Source organism: Micromonospora sp. NPDC005205 (genome assembly GCF_040608275.1).
Taxonomy (GTDB): Bacteria; Actinomycetota; Actinomycetes; order Mycobacteriales; family Micromonosporaceae; genus Micromonospora.
The window spans coordinates 118,420-133,632 of sequence record NZ_JBEXHV010000006.1; the positions used below are offsets into that span (position 1 = coordinate 118,420).

The 15,213-nt window shown below is 71.0% G+C and carries 14 protein-coding genes; 9 read left to right on the top strand and 5 right to left on the bottom strand.

The window, feature by feature from the left end; genetic code table 11:
• Window positions 1-42: 42 nt before the first annotated feature.
• A complete protein-coding gene (locus ABZU43_RS13875) occupies window positions 43-1,191 on the bottom strand; it encodes an FUSC family protein (RefSeq protein WP_355006886.1) in 1,149 nt (382 codons plus the stop codon).
• 58 nt (window positions 1,192-1,249) lie between these two features.
• Entirely contained in the window at window positions 1,250-2,218 is a 969-nt protein-coding gene (locus ABZU43_RS13880) for an SDR family NAD(P)-dependent oxidoreductase (protein ID WP_355006887.1), read from the bottom strand.
• A gap of 84 nt (window positions 2,219-2,302) precedes the next feature.
• Here ABZU43_RS13880 and ABZU43_RS13885 point away from each other — a divergent pair, with 84 nt between their 5' ends.
• Window positions 2,303-3,274, top strand: coding sequence for an AraC family transcriptional regulator (locus ABZU43_RS13885; protein ID WP_355006888.1), 972 nt, complete (start codon window positions 2,303-2,305; stop codon window positions 3,272-3,274).
• A gap of 152 nt (window positions 3,275-3,426) precedes the next feature.
• Window positions 3,427-5,649 carry a hypothetical protein gene (locus tag ABZU43_RS13890; RefSeq protein ID WP_355006889.1) on the top strand — a complete coding sequence of 741 codons (2,223 nt, stop codon included), beginning with the start codon at window positions 3,427-3,429 and terminating at the stop codon, window positions 5,647-5,649.
• Between the two features lie 9 nt (window positions 5,650-5,658).
• On the opposite strand, the gene ABZU43_RS13895 is transcribed toward ABZU43_RS13890, so the two are convergent.
• Complete coding sequence (locus ABZU43_RS13895; protein ID WP_355006890.1) at window positions 5,659-6,438, bottom strand: SDR family oxidoreductase; 780 nt, start codon at window positions 6,436-6,438, stop codon at window positions 5,659-5,661.
• 95 nt (window positions 6,439-6,533) lie between these two features.
• Between ABZU43_RS13895 and ABZU43_RS13900 the strand changes: the two genes are divergently transcribed.
• Window positions 6,534-7,172, top strand: coding sequence for a methyltransferase domain-containing protein (locus ABZU43_RS13900; protein ID WP_355006891.1), 639 nt, complete (start codon window positions 6,534-6,536; stop codon window positions 7,170-7,172).
• A gap of 21 nt (window positions 7,173-7,193) precedes the next feature.
• Here ABZU43_RS13900 and ABZU43_RS13905 read toward each other — a convergent pair whose 3' ends face one another.
• Window positions 7,194-7,724 (bottom strand): adenylate kinase, encoded by a 531-nt coding sequence (locus ABZU43_RS13905; protein ID WP_355006892.1) that lies wholly within the window; start codon window positions 7,722-7,724, stop codon window positions 7,194-7,196.
• Window positions 7,725-7,933: 209 nt separating this feature from the next.
• Here ABZU43_RS13905 and ABZU43_RS13910 point away from each other — a divergent pair, with 209 nt between their 5' ends.
• Together ABZU43_RS13910 and prfH are read left to right on the top strand one after the other, a co-directional pair.
• Complete coding sequence (locus tag ABZU43_RS13910; protein WP_355006893.1) at window positions 7,934-9,121, top strand: RNA ligase RtcB family protein; 1,188 nt, start codon at window positions 7,934-7,936, stop codon at window positions 9,119-9,121.
• Entirely contained in the window at window positions 9,118-9,732 is a 615-nt protein-coding gene (gene prfH, locus ABZU43_RS13915) for a peptide chain release factor H (protein ID WP_355006894.1), read from the top strand. Before ABZU43_RS13910 ends, prfH begins: the two co-directional genes overlap by 4 nt.
• A gap of 113 nt (window positions 9,733-9,845) precedes the next feature.
• On the opposite strand, the gene ABZU43_RS13920 is transcribed toward prfH, so the two are convergent.
• Window positions 9,846-10,751: an alpha/beta hydrolase gene (locus tag ABZU43_RS13920; RefSeq protein ID WP_355006895.1), complete on the bottom strand. Its 906-nt coding sequence runs from the start codon at window positions 10,749-10,751 to the stop codon at window positions 9,846-9,848.
• A gap of 162 nt (window positions 10,752-10,913) precedes the next feature.
• Here ABZU43_RS13920 and ABZU43_RS13925 point away from each other — a divergent pair, with 162 nt between their 5' ends.
• The 4 genes from ABZU43_RS13925 (at window position 10,914) to ABZU43_RS13940 (ending at window position 15,211) form a co-directional block, all read left to right on the top strand.
• Complete coding sequence (locus ABZU43_RS13925; RefSeq protein WP_355006896.1) at window positions 10,914-12,284, top strand: bacterial Ig-like domain-containing protein; 1,371 nt, start codon at window positions 10,914-10,916, stop codon at window positions 12,282-12,284.
• Window positions 12,285-12,307: 23 nt separating this feature from the next.
• Window positions 12,308-13,138 carry a PIG-L family deacetylase gene (locus tag ABZU43_RS13930; RefSeq protein WP_355006897.1) on the top strand — a complete coding sequence of 277 codons (831 nt, stop codon included), beginning with the start codon at window positions 12,308-12,310 and terminating at the stop codon, window positions 13,136-13,138.
• A gap of 348 nt (window positions 13,139-13,486) precedes the next feature.
• A complete protein-coding gene (locus ABZU43_RS13935; protein ID WP_355006898.1) occupies window positions 13,487-14,680 on the top strand; it encodes an endo-1,4-beta-xylanase in 1,194 nt (397 codons plus the stop codon).
• 189 nt (window positions 14,681-14,869) lie between these two features.
• On the top strand, window positions 14,870-15,211 hold the full coding sequence (locus ABZU43_RS13940) for a metalloregulator ArsR/SmtB family transcription factor (protein ID WP_238686609.1): 342 nt from the start codon (window positions 14,870-14,872) through the stop codon (window positions 15,209-15,211).
• Window positions 15,212-15,213 lie beyond the last annotated feature (2 nt).

Below are 15,213 nucleotides of genomic sequence, written 5' to 3' on the forward strand. Positions count from 1 at the left end.
GCAAGATGCCACCAACTGGCCCCGCCGGGGGTCAGCTAAGTCTCAGAGGTCGCCGAAAAGCCTCCGGACCAGGTGATTCGCGTCCTCCTGGCGCAACCCGGAGGCGACCAGGAGGTCACTGACGGTCGTCCGGACCTGTGCCACCACCACCGCGCCGGAGAAGCCGACACCGTCCCGGTAGGCGTGCCCGGCCGTCCGGACCGCCCGCAGCGCCTGCTCGCGGGCCCGGTTCGGCTCGGTGCCGGCGGCGAACTGCCGCTTCAGCAGGCGGACCGCCTCGGCGAGGTCCGCCACCGCCGTCGGCAACGACTCCGGTACCGGTTCGCCGTCCTCGATGAGCGTCACCGACCGTCGGATCAGGGTGCCGCTGTTGCGCATCGCCCGGTCGATCGGCTCCGCGGCCTGCGCGTAGCGGCCCACCGGTCCGCGCCGTTGATGCCAGTACACCGGCGACAGGGTGCTCGCCTCCCGGGCCCCCTGGGTCGCCTCGACGAACGCCTTCAACCGGCCCGCGCTCTGCCGCAGCTCACCCCGGGCGGTACGGGCCCGAGCGGCATCCCGCTCGGTCAGCGCCTCGGCGGTGGCGTCGAGCTGGGTCGCGAGGAGGTCCAACGCCGGCCGCGCGGCCCGGTTGAGCACCCGCAGCGGGTTCAACGGCAGCAACACGGCGGTGACCAGCAGCGCCACCCCTCCCCCGACGAGCGCGTCCACGAACCGGGGGATCTCCAGATCCCGGACGGCCGGGCTGAGCGTGGCGATGAGCACCGCCGTCGCCCCCGCCTGGATCACCACCGCCGCGCTACCCGCGAGGAAGAGCGCGACGACGATCGCGAGCACGACGATCAGGGCGAGCTGCCACCAACCGGTGCCGATCACCACAAGGAGCAGGTCGCCGATCAGCACGCCGACGGTGACCCCGATGATCAGCTCGACGGTGCGACGCAGCCGCTGGCCGACCGATGCGGCGAGCGTCGAGACGGCGGAGATCGGCGCGAAGACCGGCTGCGACACCTGCAGCAGCGAGTGCGCCACGAACCAGGACAGCCCAGCGGCCAGGCCGGCCTGCAGGGCGAGGCCGCCGATGGTCCGTACCCGGCGGACCCGCTCGCGTAAGGCGGCCCCCACGCGGTCCAGGAGCCGGACGACGATCGAGGGGCCCGCGTCCGCTCCGCGCCGACCGGCAGCGACCATGGCGGCACCTACCCCGCCACGACCGGCTCAATCCTCGGCCGGCACGGCCCGGCCGTCCTCAGCGCGAGGTGAGCGTCGTCTCGGCGTACGCCCAGAGCCGGTCGGCCGCGGCCGGGTCCAACGCGTGGGCGGCGACTCCGCCGGTGGCGTCGGGCCCACCGGGAACGACCTCGGCCTCCTGGTTGTCGTCGAAGTACCGACCGCCGACCCCGTCGAGCAGGGGTGAGCCGGCGAGCAGCACTGTGGTCGACGCGCCCTGGTCGGGCTTCTTGTAGTACTCCGCCTCGATGAGGTTGCCCGCCTCGTCCATCGCGCCCATCGCCCGCATCGTGTCGTCGTCGATGTGGCGCTGGAGGTTGGTGAAGATGTACCCGGGGTTGAGGGCGTTCGCGGTGATCCCTTCCCTCGCCCACTGGCGGGTGATTCCCACCGCGAGCAGGACCTCCGCGGTCTTCGACTGACCGTAGGCCGACCACGGGTCGTACGGGCGCTGCTCGAACTGCGGGTCGTCGAAGTCGAACGGCGCGGCAAGGTGCGCACCGGAGCTGACCATCACGACCCGGGCCGCCTCGGCGGCCCGCAGATTGTCGTGCAGGCCCCGGGCCAGCGCGAAGTGGCCGAGGTGGTTCGTCGCGAGCTGGAGTTCCCAGCCCACGGCGGTCAGCTGGCGGGTCGGGAGCGCCATGATTCCGGCATTGGCCACCAGCACGTCGAGCGGGCCCTGCCAGGCCGCGACGAAGGCGTCGACCGAGGCCAGGTCGGAGAGGTCGAGGGCGGACGACCGGACCGTGCCCACCGTGGCATCGGTGGCGAACTCCTCGGCGAGCCGGTCGGCCGCCCGAGGATTCCGGGTCGCGATGGTGACCTCGGCGCCGGCCCCGGCCAACGCGCGCACCGTCTCCACACCGATGCCGGACGCGCCCCCGGTGACGATCATCCGGCGTCCGGCGAGGTCGACACCGTGGAGGACCTCGGCGGCCGTGGTGCGGGCGTTGAACGGGGTGGTGAGGCGTGGGTTCGCTGTCATGAAACCCAGGCTACGAACGCCCGGGTCGGACTGCCTATAGCCTGGAGTCCGTCATACTTTCGTGAGCGTCCAGAAGAGGTGGGGATGGATCCGCTGGAGGACGTCCTGGCCCTGCTCGGCGCGACGAGCCACGTCTCCGCCGGTCTGGTCGGAGGCGGACGCTGGGCCGTCGGTTTCGACCCCCCGGCCGGGGTCAAGTTCAACGCCGTCCGGCGGGGCCGATGTTCGCTGCGGGTCGACGGCCACGCCGAGCCGATCGACCTCGGTACGGGCGATTGTTTTCTGCTGACCCGACCGGCGGCCTACACCCTCTTCAGCGACCCTGAGGTGCCGGTCCAGCCCGCGCATCCCATTTTCGCCGCCGCCACCGACGGTGTGGCGCACGCCGGCGACGGTGACGACGTGTTCCTCATCGGCGGCGCTTTCACCCTTGGCGGGCGGGCACGCAGCCTTCTGCTGGACAACCTTCCACCGGTCATCCACGTGCCCGCCGACACCCCGGAGGCCGGGACCGTCCAGTGGGCCCTCGGCGAGATCGACGGGGAACTGCGATCCACGCGACTCGGCTCCCACCTCGTCGCCGAGCATCTGGCGCTCGTCCTGCTGATCCGGATCCTTCGGCTGCACCTGGCCCGTGACGAGCGGCCCGGCTCCGGGTGGCTGGCCGGTCTCACCGACCCGGTGGTCGCTCCCGCGCTACGCGCGATGCACGAGCGACCGGCGCACCCGTGGACGGTGGACGAGGTCGCCCGGGCGGCGACCGTCTCCCGGTCGACGCTGGCGGCCCGCTTCAAGAAGATCGTCGGGGTGGGCCCGCTGGAGTACCTGACCGGGTGGCGGATAGAGCTCGCGGCCGACCGCATCCGGCGCAGCTCCGACACCGTCGCCACCATCGCCCAGGCCGTCGGGTACGGCTCGGAGAGCGCGCTGAGCGTGGCCTTCAAGCGCACCACCGGCCTATCGCCGCGCGCCTACCGCACCGAGTTGGCGAACACCGGCCGGACCGACGTACCCGAACCGACGGTGACCGCCGGTCGGGCCCTGCCGGGGCGGTAGCACCCCACCGGCGGAGATTGGGGGCGTCCGGATCGGGTAGACGCGGCTCTGCCGTCACCGGCGACCCGGCGCGTGGCGTCGACGCCGGATCACGGACAAGGGCTGCGAGACGCCTCGGGGGGACGCCGGATGGATCAACGCGGTTGAGTGGGATGGACGACTCCGGTGACGTCGTGGAGCTGCGGGTCCACGGAGTCTCCGGCGCGAGCGCCGCGCAGGTGCTGGACCTGCAACAGACCGCGCAGGTCGCCGGTGACCGCAGTGGCGGGTTCTACCGGCCTCGTCCCCGGTACTCGGAGAGCACCGGCGCGCACGGGGTGATGCTCGAGGCGTACCGCTGGGGTGACCTGCCCTCCGGGACCGTGGCCCGCACCCTGGCGGTGGTCTTCCTCCTCCCCTTCATGCTGGTCAACGTCGCGATCTGGATGCGCCCGGCGAACCCCGGTTCCGAGGCGGTGGTCAAGTCCCTCTGCCGGGTGCTGGCGCTCACGCTCACCGTGCTGTACGTGCTCGCCATCGCCGGCGTCGCCCTGGACCTCGTCGGCTGGAAGTGCCTGGCCTCGCCGGACTGCCGGGCCGGACGGAGCTGGTTGTCCTGGTTGGGTGGACGCCCGGTCGGACTGCAACTGGCGGTGCTCGCGCTGGTCCCGGTTGCCGCGATCGGCCTGATCTGGCGGGTGAGCTGCCGTCCGGGGCGGACCTTCGAGGCGTTTCGAGCACCGGATCAGGGCAGCTCCGCGTCTCGGCTCGGCACCGTCGGCCAGTGGGACGCCGAGCCGTTGGTGGGCCGGCTGCGGGCCATCCACGTCGCCGCGGCCTTCGCGACGCTGGACCTCGTCCTGCTGCTGGCCCGAGGCGCCGGTGACACCTCGCCGGCCACTATCGCGCTGACGGCGGTCACGGGCGTGCTCCTGACGGCCTGCGTGGGGCTGCTCTGCACACCCCCGCTGATGGACAGGGCCCCCGGCGACCAGCGGCTGGACCGGGTCACCCGGACCCTCCGGACCGCTGCCATCGTCCTGACCGTGGTCGTGGTGGCACACGTGCCGACCAGCTCGCAGCCGTGGCCGCAGGAGCGCGGGCTCCCCGGCTACGACCCGACCATGGCCGGTCTGTTCGTGGCGCAGACGACGCTGTTGGTCGCCCTGGGCGTGGTGCTGCTCTGGCACCGGCGCGGGGAGCACGGCGCCACCCCGCTGTTCGGGCTGGGCGCTCTCGTGGTCGCCGCCACCGGGATCAGCATGGCGGTCGCGTACTCCGCCGAACTGGTCGGCCGGGTGGCGGACTTCCTGGACCGCGACGTACCGACCGGGGAGGGCATCGCCTCCGGCCCACCCCGCGCCTACACCTGGGCGATCTACGGCTTCTTCCGGTCGGTGCTGGTCACCGCGATCGTCGCCGTCCTCGTCATCCTGATCTCCCGCCGGAGTCGTCGCCGGGCCGCGGCGGCGATAGTCGCGCGCGATTTCCCGGACCCGCCGGCCGAGGCAGGACCCCGGCTGCGGCAGGTCCGGGACGCGATAGCCCGGGCTCGCTTCACCGAGAAGCTGGTGCCACTGGCAGTGCTCTACGGGTGCCTCGCCGGACTCGGTACGGCCACCACCACCATCGGCCTGCTCGGGCAGGTCCCGAGCGACGTCATCGAGCGGAACATCGGGTTGCCGGCGGGGGCGATCACGTTCGCCATCGCATTCGGTGGCTGGGTGATCGCGGCGATCATTCTCGGGCTGATCATCGGCGGCATCTTCGCGTACCGGACCGAGCCGTACCGCCGGCACATCGGCGTCCTCTGGGACCTCGGTACCTTCTGGCCGCGGGCCGCCCACCCGTTCGCACCGCCCTGCTACTCCGAACGGGCGGTGCCGGAGCTGGCCCGCCGGATCACCTTCCTCGTCGAGCGCGGCGACGCGGTGCTGCTCACCGGGCACAGCCACGGCTCGGTCCTGCTGGCCGCCACGGTGCTCCAACTGCCGCCGCAGATCGGCGACCGGGTCGCCCTGCTCACCCACGGATCCCCGCTGCGCCGCCTCTACGCGCGGCTGTTCCCCGCGTACGTCGACGACGCGGCACTGCACGAGATCGGCCGCCGGGTGGGGTGGCGCTGGGTGAACCTGTGGCGCGACACCGACCCGATCGGCGGCTGGATCTTCTCCCCGAATACCTCACCCGCGCCGGCCACCACCGACGACCCGGCTACCAGGGTGGATCGCCGACAGCGTGATCCCCTCGACGTGGTGGCGCCCCCCGGAGACAGCGTCGCCCCACCCATCCACGGGCACTGGCCGGACGAGTCCGACGAGCCGTTCACCCAGGCGGTCCAGGAGTTGGTGCGGCGCCTCGATCGGCGGGGCGACCCGCCCGGGCCGTCGAGGTAGCGGGCCGGCTCAGTTTCCCCGGCCCGCCCGGGTACGCCAGTCGTCCAGAGCGGTGCCGGCGAGGCGGGTGCCGTCGGCCGGGACGAGCGAGCGCTCGCCCAGCTTGGCGCCGAAGTACCGGGCGTCGGGGTCGGCCACCACCGAACGACGGTCCTGCTGGTCGGCGAGGAGGGTTCGGCCCAGCTCGTCGAGGCGGAACTGCTCCGGGCCGGCGACCTCGACCACGGAGTTCGTCGGCGCACCGAGCGCGACCTCGGCGACTGCGGCAGCGACGTCGTCCGCGGCCATCGGCTGAATGAGCACCGGCGCGAGGTGCACGGTGTCGCCGTCCGTGGCGGTGTCGATGATGCCCTTGAGGAACTCGAAGAACTGGGTGGCGTGCACCACCGAGTACGGGAGGCCGGACGCGACGATGAGCTTCTCCTGGGCAACCTTCGCGCGCATGTACCCGCTGTCCGGGATCCGGTCGCACCCCACGATGGAGAGCGCCACGTAGTGGTTCACCCCGGCGTCGGACGCGGCGGCGAGGAGCGTCCGGGTCGAGGTCTCGAAGAATTCCAGTACGGCGGCGTTCTCGAACGACGGCGAGTTCGACACGTCGACGACGGCCTCGGCGCCTGTGAGCGCGTCGGCCACCCCTTCGCCGGTCAGGGTGTTGACGCCCGTCTTCGGCGATGCTGGCACCGCCTCGTGGCCCTGGGCGCCGAGGCGCTCCACGAGCTTGGAACCGATGAGGCCGCTGCCCCCGATGACGACGATCTTCATGGTCGTACCACGTCCTGTCTGCACTGGGTTGGATCGTGCTGCCAACCAGTAAGACGGAAAGCGTGCGCGGATGCAGGACAATCGCCGGAGAACAGTTCGACGGAGATCAGGAGGTCGACGTGGCCACGGTGTCCCACCCGGTGTTCGCCCGGGTGTACGAGCGACTCAGCGTCGCCATGGACCGCGCCGGCACTGCGGCGTTCCGGCGGGAGCTGGTCGCCGGCCTGTCCGGTCGGGTGATCGAGATCGGTGCGGGCAACGGGCTGATGTTCGCCCACTACCCGCCGGGGGTGACCCAGGTCTACGCGGTCGAACCGGAGCGGCGTCTGCGTGCCGCCGCCGAGCGCGCCGCGTCGGCCGCGCCGGTTCCGGTCACTGTCGTCGACGGTCTGGCCGAGGCGCTGCCCGCCGGGGACGGCGAGTTCGACGCGGCGGTGGTCGCGTTGGTGTTGTGCACCGTGCCCGATCAGGCGAGCGCGTTGGCCGAGATCAGCCGGGTGCTGCGCCCCGGAGGCGAGGTGCGGTTCTTCGAGCACGTCGCCGCCGAAGGGGCCAGTGGTCTGCACCGGGCCCAACGACTCCTCGATGCCACGCTGTGGCCGAAGCTGTTCGCCGGCTGCCACACCAACCGCGACACCGTCGCCGCCATCGGCGCGGCCGGCTTCGAGGTGCAGCAGCTGCGCAGGTTCCGCTTCCCGGCCACCAGCAACAGCCCCTCCTCCCCCTGCGTCCTCGGCCGCGCGCTCAGGCCGGCCTGACACCGCCGCCGACCGCGCCGCTCAACGGCGGGGCAGCCCGGCCAGCCAGACCTCCAGCTCCGCCGGGGAGCGCAGCAACACCACGGGTGGCGCGGACGGGTCGGCCTGCCAGGCCCGCATCCGCCGTCGGGCCCGGCCGAACGCGGTGACGTGCCACACCAGGATCGAGTCCGGGGACAGCACACTGCTCAGCGACTCGCGGTTGCCGTTGCAGATCACCTCGCCGGTGACCACCCGGCGGACGGTGCGGCGGAGCAACCGCCCGAACGACAGCCACCGTGGATAGTCGAGGCCGACGACCAGATCGGCGCGGGCCATCGGGACGTCCCGCCAACCGTGGTACGCCCCGTCGATGATCCAGCGGTCCCGTCGGCAGATCTCCTCGATCCGGCTGCGTTGCTGGGCGACCGGCACCTCGACCCAGCCCGGTTGCCAGAGCAGGTCGTCCACCGGATACCAGTGCAGTCCGAGGTGTTCGGCCAATCGCGCCGCGAGGGTGGACTTGCCGGAGCCGTACACCCCGTAGACCAGGATGCGACGCGGTGCGCTCATCGCGGCAGCGTACGTCGTGAAGAAAAATCAGTTGTCGTGCCTGGCGCGCCTCGACCAGAGTGACGTCCATGACGTACTGACGGACTCCACCCCCCTGCTCCGCGCCACCGGTGATGCCTCCCGGGGGCCGTGACGCCGTCCGCCTTTCACGGCTCCCGGGGGCCGTGACGCCGTCCGCCTTTCACGTTGGCAGCCAGAGATGAGCCTCCTTGTCCCAGCACCACCTCCCTCGGGAGCCCCTGCCCCCGTCCGCCCCGGCCACCGTCACGGTGTTCGCCTCTCCCGCGAGCTGGATCGAGTCCGATGCGCTCGCACAGTGCCAGCAGGTCGCCGCCCTGGACGGCATGCGGCACGTCGCCGCGATGCCGGACCTGCACCCCGGCAAGGGTGCCCCCATCGGCGCGGCCATGGCGTCGACAGTGCTCTACCCGTTCCTGGTCGGCTCCGACATCGGCTGCGGCATCGCCGTGTTTCCGATCAAGCTCAAGCGGGCCGTACCGGAACGGCTCGCCGCCCGGTTCCCCGACCTCGACCAGGCGCTCGACCCGGTACGCGACGCCGACGACCCCGCCTGGGCCGCCGTCGACTGTGACGTTCCAGCCGGCCATTTCGACGGCCTCGGGACGGTGGGCCGGGGCAACCACTTTGTGGAGTTGGCCCGCGTCGACACCGTCCTCGACGTGCGGCACGCGGGCCGGCTCGGGCTCGACGCCGGCGATCTCGTGCTGATCGTGCACAGCGGGTCCCGTGGTCTGGGCGAGCGGATCCTGCGGGCGCACACCGAGGTCCACGGCGCCGGGGCGGCCCCCGACCCCGCCGCCTACCTGGGCAGGCACGACGACGCCGTGCGCTGGGGTTCGCTCAACCGCCGGGTGCTGGCCGCCCGGGTGGCGCACGCGTTGGGGGCCGAGCCCACCGCGCCGATCGTCGATGAGTGCCACAACCTGGTCGAGGTCCGGGACGGGGTCTACCTGCACCGCAAGGGCGCGGCACCGGGTGACGGTCGCGACGTCCTGATCGCCGGTACCCGGGGAACGGCGTCCTATCTGGTGGCCGCGCACGCCGGGCCGGAGGCCAACCATTCGGTGGCCCACGGCGCCGGCCGCAAGATGTCGCGCGCCGACGCCCTGCGGCGGGGCCGGGCCAAGCACACGGTCGAGGAGCTACGCCGTACCCCGGTAGGTTCGCTGGTGGTGTGCGGTGACCGGCAACTGCTCTTCGAGGAGGCGCCCACGGCGTACAAGCGCATCGAGCAGGTGATCGCCGACCTGGTCGAACACCGGCTGGCCACCCCGGTGGTCAGCACGACGCCAGTGGTCACCTACAAGACGCCCGACCTCGGGTCCGCCGCACGCCCGCAGCGGCGGGGCCACCGCGGCCGGCGAGGCCGCTCATGACCGCGTTCCTGCTGTTGTCGGCCGGACGTGGGCCGCAGGAGTGCGCCTGGGCACTGAGTCAACTGCTGCACCGGCTGCGCGACGAGGGCGTCCGCCGAGGTCTGACGATCCAGCAGGTCGAGGCGGTGCCCGGTGACCGCGCCGGCACCCACCGGTCGGTGCTGATCCGGATCTCCGGCGTGGACGCCGAGGCGTTCGCGGCCTCGTGGACCGGGACACTGTGCTGGCAGGCCCCCAGCCCGTACCGCTCGGGCGTCGGCCGGAAGAACTGGTACGTCACCGCCCAGCCGCCCGAACGCGACGCTCGGCCGACGACGTTTCGCGAGGCGGACGTCGACATCGTCGCCTGCCGCACCGGCGGGCCGGGGGGTCAGCACCGGAACAAGGCCAGCACGGCGGTACGCGCGACGCACCGCCCCTCGGGCCTGGTGGTCGTCGTGGACGAGGAGCGGCAGTTCAGCCTCAACCGTCGGATCGCCCTGGACCTGCTGCGCCAACGCATCGAGCAGGGCGACGAGGCGGCACGGCGTGCCGTCACCACCGCCCGGTGGCGCGTCCACGACAGGCTGGTTCGCGGCGACCCGGTCCGGGTGGAACGTCCGACGCGCTAGGGCGTGTGTCAGAGCCTCGGTCGAGCCGAGGCCGAGTCCAGTCGGCGGTCCGGCAAGGCGGAGATTGGGCCCGCCGCAGGCCGGCCAGGGGCTTTGACACACGCCCTAGCGGCTCAGACCTCCAGCACGGCGTCAGCGAATGCCTGCGGCGCCTCCTGCGGCAGGTTGTGCCCGACACCGCCGCCGACGGTCCGGTGCTCGTACTGACCGGTGAACTGCTTGGCGTAGACGGTGGGCTCGACGTGGGGCGCGCCGTTGGCGTCGCCTTCCATGGAAATACTGGGCACGGTGATCTTTGGTTGCGTGGCCAGGCGCTTCTCGATGTCGTCGTACTGTGCCTCGCCGTCGGCGAGGGCCATCCGCCACCGATAGTTGTGAATCACGATGTCGACGTGGTCGGGGTTGTCGAACGACGCCGCGCTGCGGTCGTACGTCGCGTCGTCGAACGTCCACTGGGGGGACGCGGTGTGCCAGATCAGCTTGTTGAAGGCGCGCCGGTTCTTGTCGTAACCCTCCCGCCCTCGCTCGGTGGCGAAGTAGTACTGGTACCACCACGCCAACTCCGCCTTCGGCGGCAGCGGCGCCTTACCGGACTCCTGGCTGGCGATCAGGTAGCCACTGACCGAGACCAGCCCCCGGCAGCGTTCGGGCCACAGCGCGGCGACGACATCGGCGGTCCGCGCGCCCCAGTCGAACCCGGCGAGCTTCGCGGTGTCGATGTTCAGGGCGTCCATCAGGGCGATGAGGTCCTGCCCCATGGCCGCCGGTTCGCCGTTTCGCATCGTGTCGTCGGAGAGGAACCGGGTCGTGCCGTAGCCCCGCAGGTAGGGGACGACGACCCGCTTGCCGGCCGCGGTGAGCAGCGGCACGACGTCGGCGAAGCTGTGGATGTCGTAGGGCCAGCCGTGCAGGAGGATCACCGCGTCCCCGTCGGGCGGACCGGCGTCCACGTATCCGACGTTCAGGACTCCGGCCTCGATCTGTCGCAGGTCGGTAAACCCGCCAGCGGCCTTTGCCATCGACTTCTCCCCGCGTCCGGACCTGCTCGGATGTGCCGATCACGCCCGAATCTAGCGACCTGCCCGGAGCCTGAACGCCGTTCACACAAGGACCGCTCGACGGCTGCCGGACTGGGTACGATGCCCGCTCCGGTGAGCCGAGTGGCGGCGGAAGGTGGTCGGATGGCACAGACCGAGGAGCGCCCCGCGGTCGCGCTGGCCCCGTTCTCGCGCTACGGCATGGTCAACTTTGCCCGATCCAACAGCCAGGCGGGGCAACAGCTCTACCTCGCCGCGAGCATCGGAAACGATCCGACCGGTTGGGCCGCCGTCAACGACGGGCAGGCGGCGCTCCGGTCCCGCAGGGGCATGCACGCCGTCCGCGACCCGTCCATCGTCCGCTCCCCGGAGGGGGACAGGTTCTACCTCGTCGCCACCGATCTGAACGTCGACGGTCGGGCGTACGGGTGGCAGGGCTGGGACTGGGCGCAGAGCGGCGCCAGCCGGCACATCGAGGTGTGGGAGTCCACCGACCTGCGGACCTGGTCCGAGCAGCGACACGTGCTGGTGGCCCCGGAGGAGGCAGGCATGGCGTTCGCCCCGGAGGCCATCTGGGACGAGTCGATCGGCGCCTACGTCGTCTACTGGACCTCGTCGATGTACGCCCCCGGCACGTACTACACACCGGATCGCACCGACCCGCGTGGCCGCTTCCCGCTCACCCGGAACCAGATCCTCTACAGCACCACGCGGGATTTCGTGACGTTCACCCCGGCGCAGGTGATGTGCGGCCGGCCCCACCACGGCGCGCTGGACGCGGTGGTCATCCGGGACGACACGGACGGGTCCTACCACCGCTTCGTCTGCGACCGGACGGCCACCGGCGTCGGGGTCACACCGTACGTCCCGTCGTGCGGCTCGCAGGACATCTACCAGGAGCGGTCGACCGCCATTCTCGCTGCGCCGGACGACTGGGAACTGGTGGCGAGCTGCATCACCCACCGGACGATGAACACCACCTACGCCGAAGCGCCGATGGTGGTCAGGGCGAACCCGGGTGACGTACGCGGGCCGGGCTACTACCTCTGGGCCGACCAGATCTGGTCCGGATCGCCCTCCGGTGAGCCCCTGGAGGAGCAGTTGCACCCGTACTGGAGCGCGGACCTCGCGTCGGGCGACTGGACGCCGGTCGACTGGAGTCGGAAGCCCGCATACGACCTGGCGGACGGCGTGCTGCGCCACGGGAGCGTCTTCGCCCTCACCCAGGCGGAACATGCCGCGCTGCGGGGCGCCGACCCGACGAGCGTCGCGGTACGGACGCCACCGACCAGGATCACGTACGCCGTCGGCGAGCCCCTCGACCACACGGGTCTCGTGGTCACGGCCGATTACACCGACGGGGTGCGGGACGAGGTGCTGGCGCACGGGCGCGGCGGGTACACGGTCTCGGGGTACGACCACAGCACCGCGGGTGCGCAGACCGTCATCGTGTCGTACTCGGTGGTCGGTGTGACGAGGACCGCCTCGTTCCGAGTGGAGGTCGTGGGGCCGTAGCCGGATGACCGTAGGGTGATGGCATGGCTGAGCGACCTCTGACCCTGATGGCGGTGCACGCCCACCCCGACGACGAGGCGACGAGCACCGGCGGCGTCCTTGCCCGCTATGCCGCCGAAGGGGTCACGACGGTGCTCGTGACCTGCACCGACGGGCGATGTGGAGACGGCCCGGGTGGAGTCAAGCCGGGCGAGGAGGGGCACGACCCGGCCGCCGTGGTGGCGATGCGCCAGGCCGAGCTGGAGGCCAGCTGCGCGACGTTGAACGTCACCCATCTGGAAACCCTCGGCTACGCCGACTCGGGGATGATGGGTTGGCCGACGAACGACCAGCCCGGCGCGTTCTGGATCACGCCGGTGGCGGAGGCGGCGGCCCGGCTCGCGGAGCTGATTCGGCAGTATCGACCGGACGTGATCGTCACGTACGACGAGAACGGTTTCTACGGCCACCCGGACCACATCCAGGCGCATCGGATCACCATGGCCGCTGTCGAGCAGACGGACGTTCCGGCGAAGGTCTACTGGACAACTGTGCCGCGGACGGCGTTCGCGGAGTTCGGTCGGATCATGAAGGAGCTCGGCGTCGAGTGGGCCGAGCCGGACGCGGAGTCGGAGCCGGGGCCGCAGCTCGGTCTGCCCGACGACGAGATCACCACCTGGGTCGACACCAGCAAGTACGGCGCGCAGAAGTTCGCCGCGCTGGCCACGCACGCCAGTCAGACCGAGAACATCTTCTTCCTGCAACTGGGCCAGGAGCGGTTCACCGAGCTGATGGGCGTGGAGACCTTCCTGCGGGTGCGGGACCGGACGGACGCGCCGATTCCCGAGGACGACCTCTTCGCCGGTCTGCGCTGATCACTCTTCGGTAGCGCCACCGGACATCGTCGGCCACCGGGTCGACGGTGTCCGGTGGCGTGCGCCGCGATTGACCTCGCCACCCGAACCGGTCGCCGACCTCCGGCCTCCGGTCGCCGAAAGTTTCGCCGGCCGGCCACTCACCGCCGGGCAGGTCATGTGATGAATTTCCGGAAGTTTTCAGCGTTGACGCCCAGACATAGATCGGCTTAACGTTTCGAGCAAGTTTCCGGTTCCCGGCCGGAACTACCGGACTCACCCAGCCATCTCGCGTCTCCACCCGAGCAGGACCGGACCCTCACCTCCTAGATCGACATCTATCTATTGATCGTCTGGAAGGGCAGGCACATGAAGTTGAGACAGTGGTCGACCGTCGGCCTGGTCGCCGTCGCGACCATCGCCACGCTGAACACGGTGCCGGCGACCGCGAGTCGACCGTACGACCCCACGACGCAGAGCCTCGGCACCCTCGGCCTGCGCCACGGTCTGCACGTCGGCACCGCGGTGAGCATGGATGCACTCAACGACGCCGGCGACCCGCAGTACCGCAGACTGGCCTCCTCCGAGTTCACCTCGGTCACCGCCGAGAACGTGATGAAGTGGGAGAGCCTGGAGCCGACCCGAGGCACCTACAACTGGGGGCCGGCCGACCAGTTCGTCGACTTCGCCAAGCGCAACAGGCAGAGCGTGCGCGGTCACGTGCTGGTCTGGCACAACCAGCTGCCCGCCTGGTTGACCAGCGGCGTCGCCGACGGCTCCATCAGCAAGCAGGAGTTGCGCGATCTGCTGCGCAAGCACATCACCACAGTCGTAAACCGCTACAAGGGCAAGATCTGGCAGTGGGACGTGGTCAACGAGGCCGTCAGCGACCCGTGGGACACCCCGTCGACCCTGCACTACAAGGGCTTCTGGGCGCAGAACCTCGGGCCCGGCTACATCGCCGACGCGTTCCGCTGGGCGCGGGCCGCCGACCCCAAGGCCCTGCTGTTCTACAACGACTACAACATCGAGGCGTTCGGCTCGGGCAACCCGGCCGACGACAAGACCCAGTTCGTCTACGACCTGACCAAGAGCCTGCGCGCCCAGGGCGTCCCGATCGACGGTGTCGGCGCCCAGGGCCACCTGGGCACCCAGTACGGCAACTTCGACACCCTCCAGGTGACCGCCGCGCTGAAGAAGTTCAGCGGGCTCGGCGTCGCGACCGCGTTCACCGAGGTCGACGTCCGCAGCCAGCTGACCGAGGGCGTCCAGGCCGGCAACTCCGAGGAGATCAACCCCCGGCTACAGGCGTCGGCGGCCAACTTCAGCGTGCTGATGAAGGCGTGCCTCGCCGTCCGGAGCTGCCTGTCGTACACGGTCTGGGGTTTCAGTGACAACCATTCGTGGGTGCCGGGCACGTTCAACGACCCGCCGGAGGGCCTGGCCACCATCTATGACGAGAACTACCAGCCCAAGCGGGCGTACCAGGAGTTGAAGTCCGACTTGATCTTCGCAGGGCCGCCGTACGTCCTGCCCCGCATCGCACCCAAACCCCGCCGCTGACGCCCAGGGCCGTGTGGAGCTTCCCGAAGCTCCACACGGCCCGCGTGCCGCCACGGACGTCGCCGTTCGACTCACGTTCGGTGGTTCCGTCGCGCCATCCGGACGCCATCCGAGGGCTGGTGCCGGATCTGCCGGTTTATTGATGGTGTTGGTGTCACTATTGCAGGCGTGGGAACTGCGAAAACTGCCATGCCTGCGATCTCGCCGCTCACCGGCGATCCCATCAAGCGGGCCGATGCCGAGCGGCTAGCGGGGGTGCTGAAGGCCTTCGCCGATCCGGCGCGACTCCGGTTGCTCAGCCTGATCCAGTCCGCGCCCGAAGGTGAGGCGTCAGTGAGTGACCTCACCGCGGCGCTGAATCTCTCCCAGCCGACGGTGAGTCATCACCTTCGGATCCTCACCGAGGCCGGCCTCCTCGAACGCGACAAGCGCGGGGTCTGGGCGTACTACCGCCTGGTGCCCTCCGCGATCGCGCAGATCGCCGACCTGTTGACGCCGCCCCGGAAACGGGCGACGAAGCGGGCCCGCTGACC

Bases quoted from the DNA above. Each gene is read 5' to 3' on its own strand.
- ABZU43_RS13875 (WP_355006886.1), bottom strand. From the start codon at position 1,191: ATGGTCGCTGCCGGTCGGCGCGGAGCGGACGCGGGCCCCTCGATCGTC.
- ABZU43_RS13880 (WP_355006887.1), bottom strand. From the start codon at position 2,218: ATGACAGCGAACCCACGCCTCACCACCCCGTTCAACGCCCGCACCACG.
- ABZU43_RS13885 (WP_355006888.1), top strand. From the start codon at position 2,303: ATGGATCCGCTGGAGGACGTCCTGGCCCTGCTCGGCGCGACGAGCCAC.
- ABZU43_RS13890 (WP_355006889.1), top strand. From the start codon at position 3,427: ATGGACGACTCCGGTGACGTCGTGGAGCTGCGGGTCCACGGAGTCTCC.
- ABZU43_RS13905 (WP_355006892.1), bottom strand. From the start codon at position 7,724: ATGAGCGCACCGCGTCGCATCCTGGTCTACGGGGTGTACGGCTCCGGC.
- prfH (WP_355006894.1), top strand. From the start codon at position 9,118: ATGACCGCGTTCCTGCTGTTGTCGGCCGGACGTGGGCCGCAGGAGTGC.
- ABZU43_RS13920 (WP_355006895.1), bottom strand. From the start codon at position 10,751: ATGGCAAAGGCCGCTGGCGGGTTTACCGACCTGCGACAGATCGAGGCC.
- ABZU43_RS13925 (WP_355006896.1), top strand. From the start codon at position 10,914: ATGGCACAGACCGAGGAGCGCCCCGCGGTCGCGCTGGCCCCGTTCTCG.
- ABZU43_RS13930 (WP_355006897.1), top strand. From the start codon at position 12,308: ATGGCTGAGCGACCTCTGACCCTGATGGCGGTGCACGCCCACCCCGAC.
- ABZU43_RS13935 (WP_355006898.1), top strand. From the start codon at position 13,487: ATGAAGTTGAGACAGTGGTCGACCGTCGGCCTGGTCGCCGTCGCGACC.
- ABZU43_RS13940 (WP_238686609.1), top strand. From the start codon at position 14,870: ATGCCTGCGATCTCGCCGCTCACCGGCGATCCCATCAAGCGGGCCGAT.